The following is a 15,315-nucleotide window of genomic DNA, read 5'->3' on the forward strand; positions in this document are numbered from 1 at the left end:
TTTTGTCGCATACTTCCGGACACGGCGAGCCTTAGAAGTCAGTATTGAACTCAAACTCGGTTCCAGACACCCTCTTGCTATTTGAATACAGGTATCGCTCTAGCGATAGTATGTTATACTATCGCTAGAGCGATACCTGTTAGGAGACTCGCGTGGAACTGTGGCATGGTTCTCAGATAATCATTGAGACTCCCCAGCTTGGCCTGGGGAAAATCCATAACGACTATGGACAGGGATTCTATTGCACAGAGAGCCTCGACCTTGCAAGGGAATGGGCATGCTCGCGCGATGCCGATGGCTTTGCGAATCGCTATGAACTCGATATAGCCGATCTCAAAGTTCTTGACTTGCTATCGCCGCAATATTGCGTCCTGCATTGGATAGCGTTGCTCGTTGAGCATCGTTCTTTTCGCAAAGATACCGCCATTGCCGCGGGGGCGTGCGAATATCTCCATGATCACTTTCTACCTCAGACGAGCACTTGCGACGTAATAAGGGGGTGGCGTGCGGACGACTCGTACTTTAGCTATGCCAGAGCTTTTGTAAACAATACGATCACCGTTAATCAGCTTGGACGATCTATGAGGCTCGGTAACCTGGGGGAGCAGATTGTGCTCAAAAGCGAGCGTGCGTTTAAGAGCATTCGTTTTGCTGGATTTGAACGTGCGCAGCAAGCTCTGTATGGTCCATTGGCCAAGGAACGAGATGAAGCGGCAAGGGCGCAGTATCGGGAGCTCCTTGCCGAAAACCCGTTTGAGGGAATACGTATCGTCGATATCATTCGAGAGGGGATGACGGGCGATGACCCACGCCTACAGTGAGATGTATCTCGAGGATGCAATGAGAACGCTGGGCGAGGCGGTCGATTTTGCTCTCTGTGACCAAGGGCTGACTCCAGCCGAGTTGACGGCGATCATGTCGAACGCTCTTGAGATGAAACAGTTTGAGCGCGGTATGCCTCGCGTCGTCTGCGGCATGGCGGGCGACGAGCTCGCGCGCGATATTATCGCCCATGCGGGACTGACCCCCGTCAGATGTAGGGAGACCTATCCGTTCGACCGTTCGCCTCAGTATTGGGCGGGGTGGGTTATGGCCTATTCGCAATGGATGAGCAGCTTGGGCTTTAATAAGCTACTCGAAGTCGCTCCGCTCGATTGGATCATCGGCTCGTACCATCCGCTCCACGAGGCCTCCGAAGATAAATTCGCCCAGATTGTCATCGAAAAATGGAACAACGCCCAGGCAGACAAAAAGGGCCTCAAGGCGGCACGAAAGGCTGCCGGACTAACGCAAAAACAGCTCGCCGCCCAATCGGGGGTTAAGCTTCGCGCCATACAACTCTACGAGCAGAACCAGCTCGACCTACGCCGCGCCTCGGTTTCCTCGGCATTGGCGCTTGCAGACACCCTAAACTGCACCATCGAAGACCTCGTCTGGCAACCGATTGCTCTGGAGTACGACTCGCAGGCTATTTCGTCTGTAAAGCTATAGAGGAGTCAGACATGCCTTGGAGCTATGTTCAACAAGATGACGGCGCTGATTGCGTTGCTCAAGAAGATCATTCAACTGCGCACGTGGCAAATTCAGCATCACCGATTTTGCTCGGCGGCACCACGTCAATCGACGAAGCTATTCGGCTGACCATTTCGAACATGCCCAACGCGCTCAGGCTCTTGGAGAACTCATGATGGCGGACACGAAGCGGGGAGCGCATCCGTTCGCGCCGCTCGTGCTCGATGATGCCGGTTCGCTCGAAGATATGGCCGCGGCCGTGATGCGCCTGCACAGCACGTTGATGACGGTCGGGCGCTGCTATACAACCGACGCCACAGGCGACCGGGCCGCGCTTGAGCTTGGACGCGTCGAGTCCGTGCTTGCGGGTGCATTCTGTACGATATTCGGTCAATCGCCGGCCGATCGCTTCACAGACATCTTTGACCAGGTCACCTACGCGGCCGAGCACATGGTCAAGGACCACATCTTTGAAGACGGTAACAAACGAACCAGCCTTGTCTTTGCGTTGTCCGTCTTAAGGTTCGCAGGCACTCCGGTCGTGCTGTCTGACAGCCCCGAACCAAAGGACAACCAGTACTACGCCTGGATCCAGGACCTCGTTTCCAGTCGCCGCACGAACAGCGAGCTAGCCGAAGAGCTGCGCTGCGGATTCGTTGCGGGCACGGGCGATCTGTCGCTCGTATAGAATCTAAGCATCCGCACGCCGGTTAATGAATTGATTGGACGCCACATGGAACTCCCTAGCACCCTGTGCAGCAATGTCTACGAGTTTGCGTTTTGCCCCGAGACCTGCTACGACCGTCTGGCCGATCTCGCCGACCCCGAGGACTGGGGTCCCGGCAACCGCATCCTCAAAAACTACCTGTCGTTTTCGTTTAGCCGCGCGGTGTTCCTGACCGAGCGCGACGTGGACCAGACCGGGCCGTCCAACCTGCCGCTGGTGTTCGACGATGACCGCTGCCTGTTCAATACCGGCCTGTACACGCGTCGCTACGAGACCATCTACGGCCTGTTTGAGCCCAACACCAAGCCCGACGCGCGCCAGCGCTGGTTTTTGAAGGGCTTCTTTAAGGAGAGCGACCCCATGCTGGTCTCGTTTGAGTACCTGCCGTGCCGCGTGCGCTTTGCCGAGGACCCCTCCGAGCTGGTCTTTGACTACCGCCTGCCCATCCGCTCCAACATCGACCACATTCTGGGCGACGAGGAGAACCTTACGCGTATTCCCGCTAGCCTGATGGGGGAGGACAACTCGCTGCTGCTGCGCCGTGCCTTTGAGGGCGCCGTCGTCGAAGCCGCCCGCCGCGCCGCCGCCAACTACACGCTCGCCGTGCCGCAGTTCTACGGCGGCCGGATCCAACTGCTGCTGCCGCTGTGCCTAACCGGTGACAAACCCGAGCTAGCGCTGACCATCCAGCGCGAGGACGGTTTCTACGCCGCGCGCACCTGCCTCACGCTCGACATGGCCTACAACAACGCGCGACTCATCTGCCGCCCTGAGACTTCGTGGATAAAGCTGTAAATGGTGGTTTAGCTGCAGTTTTACCTATTGCTTTGGTTGCTTTGGCTTAGCTAGCATCCACGAATTTAAAATCGGGGGCAAAAAGTTCTTGGTAAACCACGCGCGGCTATGATAGTATCTCTTTTGCCGAAAGGCGACGGGCGATTGGCTCAGGGGTAGAGCATATCCTTCACACGGATGGGGTCACAAGTTCGAATCTTGTATCGCCCACCATCTAAAGAACAGGTCAGAGGTGTTAAGTCTCTGGCCTTTTTCTTTTTGACGCCAAGCTTGACACCAAACTCGAATCGAAAAATTTAAACGCGTTTCTAGCTGATCTCTCATGTGCTGACGTCATCGCGCGTTTTGCATAAAGCTCATGCGCTCTTTCATTGAATTTACCATGGGATTCACGTACAAATGTGGAGATAGGAACCACGGCCCCAGAACGCCTGCTAGCAGATTTGTGCCACACGGCGATCTTTAGGCGAAATGCGTCAAGCTATTGGTCAGCATTTGGTCAGCTTCCGGTACTTACCCGCATGATGCCGCCATTGATAATCGGTCTACCTGCAAACGTAACGGCACGCAGCCAAAGCTAGGGGAGGCCCATATGGACGAGATCATTTGTGCAAACACCGCGTTCCGCTACTGGCGCTGCCCACCGCAGGTCCGCGACCTCTACCCAAGACTGCCAAGCCCAGAAGACGGCTGGCGAGCCCTATCTCAATCGCCCTTTGTAGTCGACGTCCTCAAAACTCCGATTATTACCACAACAGTGCCCGGTGGCGTTAACTACCATTCGGGATTACGGACAACAATCCACTGTGATGATGCTTCGGAGGTAGATAGCACGCTGGAAACCGCGATGAGCTTTAGGGTTACCAATCCACTTGTGACGCTATTTACCATGGCGCGCTTTGTATCTCCAACCGATCTTGTCCTTGCCATGTACGAATTCTGCGGATGGTTCTCAGTCTTTGAGCCCACCGCAGCAGCAGAGGCGGAACTAGACAAAGCCAATGAGGCTGCCGAGAATGCAACCACCGAATCCCTCTTTGACCTCGATGAAAGCCAAGACGAACCACAATGGAAACGCGTTTATGTGCGCATAAATGCCAAAGAACAGGTAAATAGGAAGGGGCCCAACGGACAAAAGAAGACGAAGGAGGTCACAAGGCTAAAGGGCACTTCGCTCTGGATGAGGAAGCCGCTCATCGAATTACACGAGCTTCATGAGTACGCCAGTAAGATGAAAAGACGAAAGTGGGGTACAAAGTTTTACAACGCCGCGCAGCTGGTGACAGGTATAGCAGCTTCTCCGCTTGAAGTTGCAGCAATTTTATTGCTATCGCTTCCTCGCTCTCGCGGCGGTGCCGGCTTTCGTAACGTTTATGTTAACGACCTTACGCCGCTTACCGCATCGGCGCAGAGCATTGCAGGGCAAAAAGTCTGCTACGGGGATATCGTAATCGTGAATCCAACCATAATGAAGGCGGACATCGTGGAGATTCAGGGAGAGGTCATCCACGGATCAGGCGCCGTGCTCGACCACGATGCCAAACGCATGACGGCGCTGCAAAGTATGGGGTATGACGTCTTCCTGGTTACGCACGACATGCTTAACGATGCCGAGCAGCTTGATGCGATCGTGAGAAGTCTTTGCTCGCGCTTGGAATTACGCTATAGGTGCAAAACTAAGGCGCAAAAGACGACGGAAATGGAGTTGCGAGCCAACGTACTATGCAACTGGCTGGAAATCGGTCGTTAGACGGGTGCCTTGCTCACTTCCGGGCGCCCTCGGTCGGCTGCCCGCGATGCCGCCGGAAAGTTTTTCCAAAAATGTCCTTGCATCGCCGTCCGAGTTCCCGTATAGTACTTCTTCGCACGGGGGCGTAGCTCAGCTGGGAGAGCGCTTGACTGGCAGTCAAGAGGTCAGGGGTTCGATCCCCCTCGTCTCCACCCGAGCATTGAATGAGGCTCCAACGCAAGTTGGGGCCTTTTTTCATATAGGCACACAAGGTCAAAGGCGGCACCATGATCCTCCTGGTCGACAAGATCGTGCGTTGAACGGGTGCCGCGCGCATGGTAGTATTTCACATCGTGGTTCAAAGCGTTGGAGGCCGTTCTGCCACCCCAACTGCAAGCGCCACTTTATAAGGGCTCTTGGCGCAACGGTTAGCGCAGGGGACTCATAATCCCTGGGTTCTGGGTTCGAATCCCGGAGGGCCCACCAGGTTTTTCAACAGGTCAGGCAATATGTCTGGCCTGTTTTCTTTTTCATGGCATTAGTTTTCACTTGCAAATAGCCTGCTTGCTCATTTCCGGGTGCCCTCGGTCGGCTGCCTGCGATGCCGCCGCCACGAAACCGGCCCATCTACTACGTTTAACCCCGACCCCTCCACCATACCCCGTATTTCGCGAAAACCGCAGGCCGTCTACCTGCGGTTTTATTTCTGCCCGAGACGCCATGGTCGGGGGATGTCGCCCAAACGTAGTAGACGGGCCGGTTTCGTGGCGGGGATCCCGGGGGCGACCGGAGTGGAGCCTGATGGGAGGGCGGCGGCAGCGCCGCCCGCCCGCGGGGCGCGCCCCGCGGGCGCCGGTCTCCGCCGTCGCGGCCCCGCGGGACTCCGGCGCCCGCGCCCCCGGAAAGTTTTTCCAAAAATGCCCTTGCATCGCCGTCCGAGTTCCCGTATAGTACTTCTTCGCACGGGGGCGTAGCTCAGCTGGGAGAGCGCTTGACTGGCAGTCAAGAGGTCAGGGGTTCGATCCCCCTCGTCTCCACCCGAGCATTGAATGAGGCTCCAACGCAAGTTGGGGCCTTTTTTCATATAGGCACACAAGGTCAAAGGCGGCACCATGATCCTCCTGGTCGACAAGATCGAAAAAAGCTTCGGCGCACGCGTCCTCTTTAGCGGCGCGTCCTTCCAGATCAACCCCGGCGAGCGCTTCGCGCTCGTGGGCCCCAACGGCGCCGGCAAAACCACCATGCTCAAAATCATCATGGGCATCGACAGTCCCGACTCCGGCCAGGTCCAGTACGCAAAGGACTGCCAGGTGGGCTACCTAGAGCAGGAAACTAATCTGGAACAAAAGGACACCACCATCCTCGCCGAGGTCATGGCCGCCGCCAAGGAAATCCGCCGCATGGGCGAGCGCGCTAACGAGCTGCAGGCCCAAATCACCGAGCTCTCCGAGCAGGGCGAGGACGTCGACGCACTCCTCAACGAATACGGCCAGGTCCAGGACCGCTTTGAGCACCTGGGCGGCTACGAGCTCGAGAGCAACGCCCGCAAGATCCTGTCCGGCTTGGGCTTTAAGGTCACTGACTTTGAGCGCCCATGCTCCGAGTTCTCGGGCGGCTGGCAGATGCGCATCGCGCTCGCCAAGCTCTTCCTGCGCCATCCTGACCTGCTGCTTCTGGACGAGCCCACTAACCACCTGGATCTCGAAAGCGTCCAGTGGCTGCGCGGCTTTATCGCCAACTACGACGGCGCCGTCCTCATCGTCAGCCACGACCGCGCCTTTATGGACGCCTGCGTCGACCACGTCGCCGCACTCGAAAACCGTCGCGTGACCACTTACACCGGCAATTACAGCAGCTACCTCAAGCAGCGCGAGGACAACCTGGAGCAGATGCGCGCCAAGCGCGCCGCCCAGGAGCGCGACATCGCCCATATGCAGGTCTTCGTTGACAAGTTCCGCTACAAGCCCACCAAGGCAGCCCAGGCCCAGGAGCGCATCCGCAAGATCGAGCAGATCAAAAAGGAGCTTGTCATCCTACCCGAGGGCCACAAGCACATCGACTTTAAGTTCCCTGACCCGCCGCGCTCCGGCGACATGGTCGTGGGCCTGGAGGGCGTCTCCAAGTCCTACGGCAACAAGCACATCTACAGCGACATCGACCTCAAGCTCTACCGCGGCGAGCACGTGGCGCTCGTCGGCCCCAACGGCGCTGGCAAGTCCACGCTCATGAAGATCCTCGCCGGCCTGGAGCCGCCCACCACCGGCACCCGGGACCTGGGCACCAACGTGGGCGTGGCCTACTACGCCCAGCACGCACTCGAGGGCATGACCGAGTCCAATACCGTCCTGCAAGAGATCGACACCGTCACGCCCAAGTGGACCGTGCCACAGCAGCGCAGCCTACTTGGCGCCTTCCTGTTTAGCGACAACGATTCCATCGAGAAGCAGGTTCGCGTCCTCTCCGGCGGCGAAAAAGCGCGTCTGGCCCTGGCCAAGATGCTCGTGGCCCCCGAGGCGCTCCTGTGCCTGGACGAGCCCACCAACCACCTAGACATCGACTCGGTGGACATGCTCGAGAACGCCCTGCAAAACTTCCCCGGCACCATCGTGCTGATCAGCCACGACGAACACCTGGTGCGCGCCGTGGCCAACCGCGTCATCGACATCCGCGACGGACAAGTCACGGTCTACGACGGCGACTACGACTACTACCTCTACAAGCGCGAGGACCTCGCAGCCCGCGCCGCCGCCGAGGCGTCCACGGAGAGCGCGCCGGCCACGACCAAGTCCGCCAAGGCCAGCGCTGCCCAGGCCGACACCCCCGTCGCGGCGCCTAAGCCTGCCGAGGGCAAAAAGACCAAGGAGCAAAAGCGCGCCGAGGCCCAAGCCCGCGCTGCGCTCAACAAAAAGCTCAAGGGCGTGCGTAACCAGCTCAAGAAGATCGAGACGGAGCTCGACAAAAAGCGTGCTCGCTATGACGAGCTTATGGAATTGATGGCGAGCGAAGAGCTTTATGCCGATCAAGACAAGTTCAACGCCGCGCTGGGGGAATATAACGGCCTTAAGCAAGAGCTGCCCAAGCTCGAGGACGAATGGCTGGAGCTTTCCACCCAGATCGAAGAGGAGACCGCGCGTGAACTCTCGTAAGGCCGCTGCCGTGGCGATGAGCATCATCGCCATCGCCTGTCGCATCTGCGGCATTTTTATGAGTGCGATGACCGTGCTGCTGTGTTTTAGCGGCCTCACCGCCAAGCTGCAGATCGTGGGCTTTGTCGTTGAGCTTTCGCGCGCGCTGCCGAGCGCCATCGCCGGCTACGGCGTCATCACGTCGCCCTTTGGCGGTGTGTTCCGCTTGGATTACGCCATCGTGGCCGTCATCCTGTTTGTAGCCGACTACCTGCTCACGCGCGCCTCGTGTCGCGTCCGCTAGGGGAGCGCCATGTCCAGCAGCTACATCATGAATCTGCTCGCCAGCGCCGTCGCCGTTATCATAGGTATCGTGATCCACGAGAGCGCACACGCCGCGGCGGCCTGGGCACTCGGCGATAAGACGGCGCGTTCGCGCGGACGCGTCTCGCTCAACCCGCTCAACCATATCGACCCGTTTGGCACTATCATCCTGCCGCTGCTCATGCTCGCCGCCGGAGGACCGGTGTTCGCCTTTGCCAAGCCCGTGCCCGTGTACCTCAACAACCTCAAGCACCCCAAGCGCGACGAGGTCCTGGTGAGCGTAGCCGGCCCCGCATCGAACATCTCGCTCGCGTGCCTCGCTGCCGCCCTCATGCACGCGGCATATGGCAGCCTCTATACCAACATGTCCTTTGCCCTGGCGTCACAGATCATGAACTTCGGCGCCACCTTTATCGTGGTCAACCTGTCACTCGCGTTCTTCAACCTCATCCCGATCCCGCCACTCGACGGTTCGTCGATCATCGTGCCCTTCCTCAAAGGCAAGGCGCTCAACAACTACTACCACCTGCAGCAATACGCCATGCCCATCCTCATCATGGTTCTGTATCTGCTGCCCATGTGGACCGGCATCGACGTGATCGGCCGCTATTTCGACGTTACCGTGTATCCGCTCGCTGAGCAGCTGCTCAACTTCGCAATCGCCGGCATCTAAGGTAAACTTACAGGTCGACCGTGCAAAACGGTCGTAACATGCACCCAAACCGCGCCGCGAAGGCGCCGTCAAAGGAGGTCGAAGATGTCGTATCGCGTGTCGACGCAGGTCTACAGCGGACCGTTCGACCTGCTGCTGCAGCTGGTAACCCGCCAAAAAGTAGATATCGGCGCCATCTCCATTAGCGAGGTGGCCGAGCAGTACCTTGCCGAGGCCGAGCGCATCGAGGCGCTGGACCTGGACGTGGCGAGCGACTTTTTGCTGGTCGCGGCAACCCTTTTGGACATCAAGGCCGCCTCTCTGGTACCGCAGGAGGCCCCGCGCAAAGTCGATGACGACGATGACGAGTTCGACGAAGACCTCGAGGAGCTCAGTACGCTCGACGGCGACGCCCTGCGCGAGGTCCTGATTCAGCGCCTGATTGCTTACAAGCAGTTTAAGGGCGCGGCGGCAGCCCTTGGCGCGCGGATGCAGGCCGAAAGCCGTATGCATCCGCGTGTGGCCGGCCCCGACCCGGAGTTTTTGGGCCTCATGCCCGACTACCTGGCTGGCATCACCCTGCGCGGCCTGGCCGTCATCTGCGCCGACCTGGACGGCAAGCGCCAGACCTTCTTACTGGAGGCCGAGCACGTGGCGCCGCATCGCGTTCCGCTCGACCTGACCGTGGCCTCAGTCGACCGCTTTACCATGGCGCACCAAACCTGCACCTTCCGCGAGCTGTTGGACGGCGACGCCACCACCGAGCAGCTCGTCGTTACCTTCCTGGCCATGCTCGAGCTCGCCAAGCGCGGCTCGCTCACGCTGAGCCAGGACGAGATCTTCGGAACCATCTGCATCAACCGAGTCGAGGGCGCCGAGGCATACGTGCCCGGCGATGGCCCCGAGCTCACCGAATAGGAGCGGCAACCATGTCAACCCTTTCCACGCTGGAGGCAAACAGCCTCAAAGGCGCCCTCGAGGCGCTGCTGCTGGTGTCGAGCGATCCGGTGAGCGCGCCTGCGCTGGCAGGTGCGCTAGATATCGCCCCCGGCGAATGCGCATCGCTGCTCGCCGAGCTCAAGGTTGAGTACGAGGAAGCCAACCGCGGCTTTCAGCTGCGCGAGGTCGCCGGCGGCTGGCGCCTGTTTACGCATCCCGCCTACCACGATGTGGTCGAGGCCTATGTGTTGAGCTGGGACACGCAAAAGCTGTCGCAGGCGGCGCTCGAAACCCTGGCCGTCATCGCATACCACCAGCCCGTGACGCGCGAGGTGGTCAAAGGCATCCGCGGCGTCAATTCCGACGGCGTCATCGCATCGCTCGTGGACAAGGGTCTGGTGCGCGAGCTCGGTCGCGACCCCCAGCGCGGTCAGGCGATCATCTACGGCACGACCAACGCCTTCTTGGAAAAGTTCGGTCTGCGCTCCACCCGCGACCTGCCCGACCTGGAGCAGTTTGCCCCCGACGAGCAATCGCGTCAGTTTATCCGCGAGCGCCTGAGCGGCCGCAGCATTCAGTCCACGCTCGAGGAGCAGGCCGATGACCTGGACGAAGAGCGCGAACTGCTCGATACCGATGTTGAAGATGTTGAGGCAGTCGAGGACTTGGAAACCCTGGTCGTCGACGAGACCTCGGAGGATTTGCATGACGAGGACTAACGAAGTAGGGGAGACGCGCGCCATGGGTAACGCAGTACCCGCCACCGACGCCCAGCCCGTCTATCCGCACACTATGCGCCTGCAGCGCTTTTTGGCGCGCGCGGGCGTGGCGAGCCGCCGTGGCTCGGAGGACCTAATGACCGCCGGCCGCGTGACCGTCAACGGCGAGGTCGTGACCGAGCTGGGCACCAAGGTCGATGTCGACCACGATCACATCGAGGTCGACGGCATGCCCGTCAAGCTCAACCAGGGCGCCGTGTACTTGATGCTCTACAAGCCGACCGGCTACCTCACCACCATGAGCGACCCGCAGGAGCGCCCTTGCGTGGCCGACCTGGTCCCGCGCGACCGCTTTCCGGGCCTGTTTCCAGTGGGCCGCCTGGACCGCGACACCACGGGCCTTTTGCTCTTTACCACCGACGGCGACCTGTCGCAGGATCTGCTGCACCCCAGCAAGCATGTCTATAAGACCTACCAGGCGCTCGTGGACGGCCACCTGACCGATCGCGACTTAGAACCACTCCGCAGCGGCATCGAGCTCGACGACGGCCTGTGCCAGCCGGCGATCTGCCGCGTCATCAACGCGCGCGAGGCCGAGGCCGTAGCTCCCCAGGGCGTCAAACCCGGCACCACCGCCGTGGAGGTCATAATCCGCGAGGGTCGTAAAAACCAGGTCAAGCGCATGCTGGGCAAGATTCACCATCCTGTGATCCGCCTGCACCGCTGCAACCTTGCCGGCCTTGAGCTCGAGGGCGTGGCCAAGGGCTCATGGCGCGAGCTCACCGACCGCGAGGTGCAGATCCTCAAGGCCGGCGGCATCCCGCCCAAGCAGGCGAGCGCCAAGCGCAACGGCGGCAAGCCCCAAGATACGCCCGCCAGCCGCACGCGTCACCACGGCAGCCACGGCTCCGCACCCAAGCGCAACACCTACCGCGAGCGCTACACAGGCTAGGCAACCCGCCGCGCCCCAGCGCCCCGAACCATACCAGCACGTCAACCATCGAAAGGAAGCATTGCATGATCGTCGCCATCGACGGCCCCGCCGGTTCCGGCAAATCCACCATCGCCAAGGAGATCGCCCGCCAGCTGGGCTTTAACAAGCTCGACACGGGCGCCATGTATCGCGCCGTCACGTTCGCCGCGCTCGACCGCGGCATCGACCTGGACGACGAGGCGGCCATCGACGCCCTCGCCGAGCAGATCGAGATTCGCTTTACCAACGGCACCGGCGAGGACACGCGCCTGACCATTGACGGCCAGGACGCTTCGGCCGCCATCCGTACCCCGCAGGTCGACGCCAACGTATCCAAGGTCTCGGCCTACCCGGGCGTGCGCGCCGCCATGCTCATTCACCAGCGCCGCGCCGCCGAGGACCGCGATATCGTGGCCGAGGGTCGCGACATCGGTACCGTCGTATTCCCCAACGCGCAAGTAAAGGTCTTCCTGACCGCTGACCCGCGCGAGCGCGCCCGCCGCCGCGTGCTGCAGCGTCACCAAAACGACGCCCAGCCGCTTACTGCCGAGCAGCTCGAGGCCGAGGTCGACGAGACTCTCGACGCCCTTAAGCAGCGCGACAAGCTTGACAGCAGCCGCGAGGTCGCGCCGCTCGTGCCCGCCGAGGACGCCGTGCACGTTGACTCCACCGCCCATACCATCGACGAGGTCGTCCGCATTATCGAGGACCTCATCAACCAAAGGAGGTAGCCCATGCGCCTGTTTAAGCAGACGCCCGAGGATTATTACAACGCCCCCTATGCCGAGTTCCCGGCGCTCATCCGCGGCACCGTCGTCGTGGTCATGGCCATCCTGTGGGCCTTCTCCAAGCTCATGTGGCGCTGGAAGGTCGAGGACGCTGACCTGCTGTTTGAGCGCCAGGACGGACGCGGCAGCGTGGTCATCTGCAACCACACCTCGATGGCCGAGCTCTTGGCCGTGGAGACGGCGCTGTTCTTTGGCGGGCGCCGCATCCGCCCCATCTTTAAGTCCGAGTTCGCCAAGAGCAAGATCGTACGCTGGGCCTTTAGCCGCGTGGGCGGCATTCCCGTGGAGCGCGGCACCGCCGACATGAAGTGCCTGCGCGCCGCCCAGCATGCGCTGCAGCGCGGCGAGGACGTCCTGATCTTCCCCGAGGGCACGCGCATCCGCTCGCGCGAGATCAAGCCCGAGGTCCATGGCGGTTTTGCGCTCATCGCTCAGATGGGCAAGGCGCCCGTCAACCCACTTGCCATCTGTGGCTGGTCCGACATCACGCCCGCGGGCAAAAAGCTCATGCGTCCCAAGAAGTGCTGGATTCGTGCCGGCAAGGCCGTCTCGCTTTCGGACGCGCCGGCCGGGCTTAAGCGTACGGAGCGCCTGGCCTGGTTTGAGTCCGAGGCCATGAACCGCGTCTACGCCATGCGAGACGAGCTGTGCGCCGAGCATCCGGGCAGGTTCTAGCCATGAGCGAGAACGTGACGAACACTGCCGTGACCGCGTCCGACCAAGCCACCGCGCCTACCATCGAGATCGCCGCCCACGCCGGCACTTGCTACGGCGTACAGCGTGCGCTCGATATGGCGCTGGCCGCTGCGCCGCAGGCAGGGGAGTGCACTCAGGTCCATACCTTGGGTCCGCTCATCCATAACCCTATCGTGGTGCGCGAGCTCGCTGAGGCAGGCGTTAGCCTGGCTGAGAACCTGGATAGCGCCGCAACCGGTACCGTGATCATCCGCGCCCACGGCGTGGTGCCGCAAGTGATCGATGCTGCCCGCGAGCGCGGCCTTACCGTGGTCGACGCCACCTGTCCCTACGTGAAGAAGGTCCATGTGGCCGCCGAGCGCCTGGTACGCGAGGGCTACCGCGTGGTAGTCGTAGGCGAGCCGGGCCATCCCGAGGTTGAGGGCATCTTGGGCCACGCCGGCAATGATGCACAGGTCGTGAGCTGTGCCGCCGACGCCACCGCCTTGTCGCTCAAGGGCAAGGTAGGCCTCGTCGTGCAAACCACCCAGACTGCGCAGAACCTCGCCGAGGTCGTGGCTGCTATCACCCCGCGCGTGCAGGAGCTGCGCGTGATCAACACCATCTGCGCCGCCACGAGTGAGCGTCAACAGGCAGCAGCCACACTTGCCAACCGCTGCGACTGCATGGTCATCGTGGGCGGCAAGAACTCGGGCAACACCCGCCGCCTGGCGCAGATTTGCGCAGACGCCTGCGAGCGCACGCATCACATCGAGGAAGCTTCCGAGCTCCAGGCCGCGTGGTTTGCCGACGCTCACCACATCGGCATCACCGCCGGAGCCTCCACCCCGCAAGAACACATCGAACGCGCCGTCACGCGCATCAAGGAGCTTTGCCGCTAACCATGGACCAGACCGTACCCGCATACGCCGCCGAGGTGGCCGATTACGGGCGCAGCCGCGACCCCGAGCCGGGTGAGGGCGCGCTCGTCAAGAACGTGCGTCCCGAATCGCCCGCGTGGGATGTGGGTATCGAGCCGGGCATGCGCGTGCTCACGGTCAACGGTGAGCAGCTTACCGACATGATCGTGTGGCTCTGGGAGGCCGACGATGATACCGTCGAGCTCGAGGTATTCGATCCGCGCGACGGCACCGTCACCCCCGTCGAGCTCGACCGCTTTCCCGGCGAGGATTGGGGTTTGGAGTTCGATGGCCCCATCTTCGACGGCATGCGTACCTGCGTCAACGCCTGCGTGTTCTGCTTTATGACCATGCTCCCCAAGGGCGGCCGCTCCACGCTCTATGTTCGCGACGACGACTATCGCCTAAGCTTTTTGCAAGGCAACTTTGTCACGCTTACGAACCTCACCGACGAGGACGTGCAAAACGTCATCCAGCGCAACATGAGTCCCATGAACGTGTCGGTCCACGCTGTGAGCCCCGACGTCCGCCGTCGTATGATGGGCCGTAACGCTCAGCGAGGCATGGACGTACTCGAGACCATCATGGCCGCCGGCATCGAGATTCACGCGCAGATCGTGTTGTGCCCCGGCATGAACGACGGCGAGGAGCTGGAAAAGACCCTGCGCTTTTGCGAGGAGCACGAGCAAATCACAAGCCTGGGCATTGTGCCGCTCGGTTTTACCAAGCATCAGAACCGTTTTAGCTGGTCCTACAGCGACAAGCCCGAGCTAGCGCGCGAGACCATTGCCATGATCCGTCCCTACCAGGACCGCGCCTATGAGCGCTTTGGCCGCCACACCTTCCAGATGAGCGATGAGTTCTATCTGGACGCTGGCATCGATCCTCCCGAGGCAGACTTTTACGACGGTTACCCGCAGTACTACGACGGCATCGGCATGATCCGCTCGTATCTGGACGAGACCGACGACGTGCTGGCTACCGATGCCGAGCGACTGGCCCGCGTCCGCGAGGCCATCGCCGCCCGCAGCCAGCACCTGCTGTGCCTCTCCGGCGCCAGCGCGCGCGACACCGTGGCGCGCTTTGTGGAGTCGCCGCATGGTCTCGGCGGCACTGTTACGGCCATCAAGAACCGCTACTTCGGCGGCAACGTGGACGTGACCGGCCTCATCGTCGCGTGTGACATCTTGGAGCAGCTGCCCCAAGATCTGTCGGGGGTTATGCTCTTTGTGCCTAAGCTCATGTTCAACGCTGACGGCATGACGCTTGACGAGTATCATCGTGACGATTTACTCGCAAGCCTTACCAGTCGCGGCGCCGAGGTTCATGTGGTGTCGACCATGCCGCATGAGCTGCTCGATACCCTGGAGCATATCCTTGGCATTGTGCCCGCAGACTCTACTAATTCCGCTGACCCTATCCATTAAAGGAGAGCAG

Annotated in this window: 16 protein-coding genes and 4 tRNA genes; all 20 read left to right on the forward strand. The window is 60.9% G+C overall.

The window, feature by feature from the left end:
• Positions 1 to 152: 152 nt before the first annotated feature.
• The 20 genes from DW943_RS00645 (at position 153) to DW943_RS00735 (ending at position 15,305) form a co-directional block, all read left to right on the forward strand.
• A complete protein-coding gene (locus DW943_RS00645) occupies positions 153 to 821 on the forward strand; it encodes a DUF3990 domain-containing protein (protein ID WP_117800184.1) in 669 nt (222 codons plus the stop codon).
• On the forward strand, positions 802 to 1,491 hold the full coding sequence (locus DW943_RS00650; protein ID WP_117800183.1) for a helix-turn-helix domain-containing protein: 690 nt from the start codon (positions 802 to 804) through the stop codon (positions 1,489 to 1,491). The genes DW943_RS00645 and DW943_RS00650 overlap by 20 nt, the downstream gene beginning before the upstream one ends.
• Positions 1,492 to 1,502: 11 nt before the next feature.
• On the forward strand, positions 1,503 to 1,688 hold the full coding sequence (locus DW943_RS10405) for a hypothetical protein (RefSeq protein WP_117757177.1): 186 nt from the start codon (positions 1,503 to 1,505) through the stop codon (positions 1,686 to 1,688).
• Entirely contained in the window at positions 1,688 to 2,200 is a 513-nt protein-coding gene (locus tag DW943_RS00655; protein ID WP_233543543.1) for a Fic family protein, read from the forward strand. The genes DW943_RS10405 and DW943_RS00655 overlap by 1 nt, the downstream gene beginning before the upstream one ends.
• 45 nt (positions 2,201 to 2,245) lie before the next feature.
• Entirely contained in the window at positions 2,246 to 3,034 is a 789-nt protein-coding gene (locus DW943_RS00660) for a DUF3825 domain-containing protein (protein WP_117861895.1), read from the forward strand.
• A gap of 138 nt (positions 3,035 to 3,172) precedes the next feature.
• A tRNA-Val gene (locus DW943_RS00665) sits at positions 3,173 to 3,247 on the forward strand.
• A 379-nt stretch (positions 3,248 to 3,626) separates the two neighbouring features.
• A complete protein-coding gene (locus DW943_RS00670; RefSeq protein ID WP_117861896.1) occupies positions 3,627 to 4,784 on the forward strand; it encodes a hypothetical protein in 1,158 nt (385 codons plus the stop codon).
• A 118-nt stretch (positions 4,785 to 4,902) separates the two neighbouring features.
• Positions 4,903 to 4,975 (forward strand) — tRNA-Ala (locus tag DW943_RS00675).
• Between the two features lie 198 nt (positions 4,976 to 5,173).
• A tRNA-Ile gene (locus DW943_RS00680) sits at positions 5,174 to 5,249 on the forward strand.
• 478 nt (positions 5,250 to 5,727) lie between these two features.
• Positions 5,728 to 5,800: transfer RNA gene (locus DW943_RS00685), tRNA-Ala, on the forward strand.
• A 75-nt stretch (positions 5,801 to 5,875) separates the two neighbouring features.
• Entirely contained in the window at positions 5,876 to 7,909 is a 2,034-nt protein-coding gene (locus DW943_RS00690) for an ABC-F family ATP-binding cassette domain-containing protein (RefSeq protein ID WP_117861897.1), read from the forward strand.
• Positions 7,896 to 8,192: a hypothetical protein gene (locus DW943_RS00695; protein ID WP_117861898.1), complete on the forward strand. Its 297-nt coding sequence runs from the start codon at positions 7,896 to 7,898 to the stop codon at positions 8,190 to 8,192. The genes DW943_RS00690 and DW943_RS00695 overlap by 14 nt, the downstream gene beginning before the upstream one ends.
• Positions 8,193 to 8,201: 9 nt before the next feature.
• On the forward strand, positions 8,202 to 8,885 hold the full coding sequence (locus DW943_RS00700) for a site-2 protease family protein (RefSeq protein ID WP_117861899.1): 684 nt from the start codon (positions 8,202 to 8,204) through the stop codon (positions 8,883 to 8,885).
• An 84-nt stretch (positions 8,886 to 8,969) separates the two neighbouring features.
• Positions 8,970 to 9,782: a ScpA family protein gene (locus DW943_RS00705; protein ID WP_117861900.1), complete on the forward strand. Its 813-nt coding sequence runs from the start codon at positions 8,970 to 8,972 to the stop codon at positions 9,780 to 9,782.
• Between the two features lie 11 nt (positions 9,783 to 9,793).
• Complete coding sequence (gene scpB / locus DW943_RS00710) at positions 9,794 to 10,522, forward strand: SMC-Scp complex subunit ScpB (protein WP_117861901.1); 729 nt, start codon at positions 9,794 to 9,796, stop codon at positions 10,520 to 10,522.
• A gap of 22 nt (positions 10,523 to 10,544) precedes the next feature.
• The gene (locus tag DW943_RS00715; protein ID WP_117861902.1) at positions 10,545 to 11,474 is read left to right on the forward strand and encodes a pseudouridine synthase; all 930 of its coding nucleotides are present in this window, start codon (positions 10,545 to 10,547) and stop codon (positions 11,472 to 11,474) included.
• A gap of 65 nt (positions 11,475 to 11,539) precedes the next feature.
• Positions 11,540 to 12,226, forward strand: a complete 687-nt coding sequence (gene cmk, locus DW943_RS00720; protein WP_117636034.1) for a (d)CMP kinase — start codon at positions 11,540 to 11,542, stop codon at positions 12,224 to 12,226.
• A 3-nt stretch (positions 12,227 to 12,229) separates the two neighbouring features.
• Positions 12,230 to 12,958, forward strand: a complete 729-nt coding sequence (locus tag DW943_RS00725) for a lysophospholipid acyltransferase family protein (RefSeq protein WP_117806927.1) — start codon at positions 12,230 to 12,232, stop codon at positions 12,956 to 12,958.
• A 2-nt stretch (positions 12,959 to 12,960) separates the two neighbouring features.
• On the forward strand, positions 12,961 to 13,860 hold the full coding sequence (locus DW943_RS00730) for a 4-hydroxy-3-methylbut-2-enyl diphosphate reductase (RefSeq protein ID WP_117757988.1): 900 nt from the start codon (positions 12,961 to 12,963) through the stop codon (positions 13,858 to 13,860).
• Between the two features lie 2 nt (positions 13,861 to 13,862).
• Positions 13,863 to 15,305: a DUF512 domain-containing protein gene (locus DW943_RS00735; protein ID WP_117861903.1), complete on the forward strand. Its 1,443-nt coding sequence runs from the start codon at positions 13,863 to 13,865 to the stop codon at positions 15,303 to 15,305.
• The last annotated feature ends 10 nt before the right edge of the window (positions 15,306 to 15,315 follow it).

Origin of the sequence: Collinsella sp. AM44-11, from assembly GCF_003467145.1 — a bacterium.
Classification (GTDB): Bacteria; Actinomycetota; Coriobacteriia; order Coriobacteriales; family Coriobacteriaceae; genus Collinsella.